Origin of the sequence: Sphaerospermopsis reniformis, from assembly GCF_005402885.1 — a bacterium.
GTDB classification, from domain to species: Bacteria; Cyanobacteriota; Cyanobacteriia; order Cyanobacteriales; family Nostocaceae; genus Sphaerospermopsis; species Sphaerospermopsis kisseleviana.
The window spans coordinates 1-4,742 of record NZ_BJCE01000326.1 but is presented as its reverse complement, the minus strand read 5'-3'; the positions used below and the strand labels follow the sequence as shown (position 1 = coordinate 4,742).

Below are 4,742 nucleotides of genomic sequence, written 5' to 3'. Positions count from 1 at the left end.
TATACGCCCTTACGATTAATGAATCGGTGTTCTAGAAAGGGTTTCAAATTACCCACATTCAATTACCGGAGAGATACAGCACATTCCATCTACATGAGGTACAATATGAACAGGCAAGACTTGTACTGAGCGGTTAGTTAGCTTCTACTGAGCAACTTGTACTGAGCCTGTCCTGAGCCTGTCCTGAGCCTGTCCTGAGCCTGTCCTGAGCCTGTCCTGAGCCTGTCCTGAGCCTGTCCTGAGCCTGTCCTGAGCGCAGTCGAAGGGCGGTGTCGAAGGGCGGTGTCGAAGTATGCCTGTGCTACAAGGGTTTTATCATTAATATCTTTAATATCTTTACCTCATCATAACGAAAAATGCTGTATAATGAAACACAGAATGAACTTAACCAAGTATTAAGTGTTAAATGGTCATATCTAGTCTAGGAGAGCCATAAAATTTAGCTGAATAAAAGCTTAGAATGCTACAAAAATACAAAAAAATACTTAACCCAAAAAATCATTTGATCTAAAATCCATGAACAATCATAATTCTAGCATAAACTCAACCTTGAATGAAAATGGCAGAGTCATTATTGCACCTCAAACCTTGCCTCCTCAGAATTTTCCCTCATTTGAAACCGAGGAAGATGATATAGACTTAAAAGACTTTTTTTCTGTTATCAAGAGACGAGCATTGGTTATCATCAGCGTTGTCTCTGTGGTGATGTCTACTGTTATTTACCTCACACTTAAAGCAGAAAATATTTATGAAGGTAATTTTCAGCTTTTAGTTGAGCCTGTGAATAGTGATAGTAATTTATTAGGACAAGTACCTCTGCCAGAGTCTAGTGTGATGAATAACTCTGCCTTAGATTACGAAAGCCAAATTGAGGTGCTTATAAGCCAGGAACTGATGAAAGAAGTTCTGCCAAAGATACAATCTTCCTATCCTGATCTCACCTATGATTTACTAATAAAAAATTTAAAGATTAGTCGTCTAGGTAAAACCAAAATTATAAAAATAAGCTATCGACATCAAGAACCTCAAAAAATTGACTTAGTATTAAAGACACTATCCGATTTCTATTTGAAATACAGCTTAGAAAAACGCAAAACCAAACTAACTCAGGGAGTGCAATTTGTAGATAAACAACTACCTGCCATCAGAAATAGGGTAGCTCAATTGCAGAAACAACTACAAATATTCAGACAAAGGTATGATTTTATTGATCCAGAACATCAGTCCGATCATGTGGCAGAACAACTGCAAAAATTAGCAGAAGAAAGACTAAAAATTGAGCAAAACTTAGCCGCCGCCAGAGCTACTTATGTTAGCTTATCAACCCCAGAAGGACAACAAGCAACATTAAATACAGCCCCTATATATAGTCAATTAATCACTCAATTACGTCAATTAGAAGCCCAGTTATCTGGAGAATTAGTACGGTTTCAACCAGATAGCCCGTCTATAAAAGTATTAGAAGAGAAAAAGCAGAATCTTTTGCCTCTGATAGAAGATGAACAAAGGCGGTATGTAGGATTAAAATTAGCTGAAGCAACCAGTGTGCTTCAGAACCTAGAGGTACAAAGCCAGGAACTAGCCAGAGTAGAGCAGCAAACCAAGCAAAGATTTAAGCAACTACCCATCTTAGCCAGACAATACACCGAAATTCAGCGGAACTTGCAAATAGCCAATGATAGCCTAAATCGGTTTTTAGAAGCCCGTGAAAACCTTGTAATTCAAGTAGCACAAACAGAACTACCTTGGGAATTAACACAAGCAGCAAATCAAAAGGAAGATCCTGTTTTGCCAAATATACCTCTAAATTTGATTGTGGGATTATTTGGCAGTTTAGCAACAGGTGTGGGTATTGCCTTCCTGCTGGAAAAACTCGACAATACCTTTCATGATGTCGACAGCCTGAAGGAGAAAATCAAACTACCTTTATTGGGAACTCTTCCCATAGACAAAAGCATCAAAGATTACCAATCTGCTTACAATAATCGCTCCACTTCCAAATCTGAATCAGGAAAATTTCCTCAAGTTGATTCTTGGTTGTCTAAACTTTTCTACCAGAGGAGCAAGAAAAGTTATTATGGCTATTATGGACAAGGTTTATTTTGGGAATCTTTACAGGTTCTTTACTCTAATATTCAGTTGCTCAATTCTGATCAACCGATTAGATCTTTAACTATTTCTTCCACGATGCCTGGAGATGGAAAGACTACGGTTGCATTCCATCTAGCTCAAACAGCAGCAGCCTTGGGCAAAAGAGTATTGCTGGTGGATGGTGATTTGCGCCGCCCTAAGATTCACAGCATATCGGGATTAAAAAATTTATTTGGTTTAACCAATGTCCTCACATCAAATATACCAGTTGAGCAGGTGATGCAACAGTTACCTGATATGAGTTTGTTATCAGTGATTACCGCTGGCGATAAACCACCAGATCCTGTAAGATTGCTTTCATCGGATAAAATGAAGCAAGTGATGGAATATTTGCACGAAAATTTTGATTTAGTGATTTATGATGCTCCTCCCATCCTGAAAATAGTTGATGCCAGACTGATAGCTCCACAAACGGATGGTACGCTGCTGGTGGTGAGAATGGACAAAACCGACAAATCAGCAGTGATGCAACTTCAGGACAGTCTGAAACTCTTTCCTATCAATGTCTTAGGTGTGGTTGCTAACGGTGAAAATAATCAGCTTCATAATTATTACAGTGACTACTACTATAATACTGGTATAGAAGCTAGAAAATCTTAAAGGAGGCAGGAGGCTTTCTTAGTGGGGGATTTAAACCCACCTCTAATCGTAGACCGCCCTTGCGGGTTCGCCAGTCACCTACAGAAGGAAACCTTCTTGCAGTGCTGGCTCACCAAATCACTAGATTATGGCGGGGGACTTAAAACCAAATGGGCGAGTCAAAAAGGCTTTATTCTTAATTCAAAATTTTTCCTTCTGCCTCCTGCCTTCTGCCTTCTGCCTCGCCCGATAGCGCAGCGTGGCGTTAGCCATAGGCCAGTTAATCTTATTTGTAATTTTCTATACCTTGCCCGCCAAGTCTTGTCATTACACCAATACAATATACCTCCGTTTATAATGGCAATAACGGAATAGGGACAAATACAAGTGTCTAATATCACCATTCAAAACTTTTTAGGGGTTGCTGAATAAACTCAAAACCTTGATGAATAAAGAGTTTGAGGCTCATAAAAAAGACGGTAGGTGCTTTCGTTATAGCGTCTTGAGTCTGAAAAACCTTGCACTTTTCTGGGCGGACAGAAATTAAAAAATGTCTTTAATTCTCCTCCTGACTCCTGACTCCTCACTCCTGTACGGGCGAAGTAGGGGCGAAGCATTCGGAAAATAACCTGTGATAAAAATTGATAATTTATCGCCCGAATGCTTCGCCCTTACAGGAAAATAGCCTTTTCATAAAATTGATAATTGGTCGTCCGAATGCTTCGCCCCTACGACTCCTGACTCCTAGCCCTAACGAAAAGACTTTTTCAGCAAACCCTTTTTAAACACCCTCTAAAGTGTAGAAGCTCAAAAATTTTGGATTTGGGGGTTACGATTTTTCCCATACCAAATTTTTTCATCTAAAATCTCAAATCTCAAATTCCCGGTAAAGCAAAGCATCAGTTATCCTGCTCAAACCTATTAGAACAAAAAATCTGGGGATCGCTTGCAGAATTGTTCACAATTTGTTACAAAAGTACAAAGAACTTCTAGAGACCCAAAACCTAATGTTAGGCGGACTTACTGGTTTAACAGATCCCAAAGGCACAGATTGGGGAGAGCGAATGCTCAACACAGTCGCCAGCCAAACGATTCGCCACCTGTTTACCCAGAGCGAGTCAGTAGAAGTCTTTGTGCGCTGCTATCCCTCCAGCAAACTGTTGCAAGGCAGCATTGATAGCTTTAAAATGAGCGGTCGTGGCCTAGTAATTCGGAGAGACTTCGCTGTTGAAGAAATGTCTTTTGAAACCGATGCGGTTGCCATTGACTTTAGTTCGGTTTTGAGCGGCAAACTCAACCTTAAACAACCCACCCAAGCAGTAGCGCAAGTAATATTATCAGAAGCAGGTATTAATCAAGCTTTCCAAGCAGAATTGGTGAAAAAGCGACTTCTCAACCTTTCTGAACCAGCTTTAACAGCAATTTCAGGTGGTGAACCAGTTTCCTTTACCGACGTTCAAATACAGTTATTACCGGGAAATCGCTTACATCTTCTAGCTAAAGCTGACTTAAATAACGGTGAAGTCATACCCCTGAGTATGACTTTAAGTATAGGTATTGAAAGACGGCGACGAGTTTCTTTTAAAGATCCAAAAATTGAACTAGAACAAGTACCAGAAGCACAACGGGAAACCTCCCAAACTTTAAGCATGGCACTGGTAGAAATTTTAGATAATATGGTCGATTTAGACCGTTTTGACCTGGATGGTGTAAAAATGCGACTTAATCGTTTAGAAACCGAAGGTCAAAGATTGATTTTTAGTGGATATGCAGAAATAGAACGAATTCCTAAAAGTGGTTAATGGGGATTGGGGGAGAGGTGATAGTTGATAGTTGATAGTTGATTGGGTTATTACAGCAGTTTTCATGTCTTTAGACCACAGTAAGGGCGAAGCATTCGGACAATTAATTATCGGTTTTTACCTAAGACTATCATCCGAATGCTGATGCTTCCAGCACGCTTCGCGAACGCCCCTACATTGTTGACGCGAAACCTAAATCAAAATGTGGTT

Annotated in this window: 2 protein-coding genes; both read left to right on the top strand. The window is 39.9% G+C overall.

Going from position 1 to position 4,742, the window contains the following annotated elements:
- Window positions 1–516: 516 nt before the first annotated feature.
- Entirely contained in the window at window positions 517–2,751 is a 2,235-nt protein-coding gene (locus FFR48_RS25560) for a GumC family protein (RefSeq protein ID WP_137669300.1), read from the top strand.
- A 986-nt stretch (window positions 2,752–3,737) separates the two neighbouring features.
- Window positions 3,738–4,532, top strand: a complete 795-nt coding sequence (locus FFR48_RS25555) for an LmeA family phospholipid-binding protein (protein ID WP_190348348.1) — start codon at window positions 3,738–3,740, stop codon at window positions 4,530–4,532.
- Window positions 4,533–4,742 lie beyond the last annotated feature (210 nt).

Coding starts and splice junctions, on each gene's coding strand:
- FFR48_RS25560 (WP_137669300.1), top strand. CDS start 517: ATGAACAATCATAATTCTAGCATAAACTCAACCTTGAATGAAAATGGC.
- FFR48_RS25555 (WP_190348348.1), top strand. CDS start 3,738: ATGTTAGGCGGACTTACTGGTTTAACAGATCCCAAAGGCACAGATTGG.